Annotated in this window: 1 pseudogene; it reads left to right on the top strand. The window is 44.9% G+C overall.

Annotation, left to right across the window (positions count from 1 at the left end):
* Positions 1-243: pseudogene (locus tag R2R70_RS22605) on the top strand (polynucleotide adenylyltransferase PcnB); the annotation flags it as partial.

The raw sequence follows: 243 nt of genomic DNA on the forward strand, positions 1-243 counted from the left end.
ATATTGCAGTTCCAAAACGCTTTACGTTGGGTGCGCGCGATATTTGGCACATCCAGCACCGTTTAGATAAACGTGCAGGCCAACGTGCGTACAGGTTAACGCAACAACCGCGCTTTAAAGCCGCTTACGACTTTTTATTATTGCGCGTTGATGCGGGTGAAACTGAGCATAAAGAACTTGCACAGTGGTGGACTCAATACCTTAGCCAAGATATTAACGGTCAAAAAGACATGGTTAAAAACT

It is taken from the genome of Cobetia sp. SIMBA_158 (assembly GCF_046566945.1).
In the GTDB taxonomy this organism is placed as follows: domain Bacteria; phylum Pseudomonadota; class Gammaproteobacteria; order Pseudomonadales; family Halomonadaceae; genus Cobetia; species Cobetia amphilecti.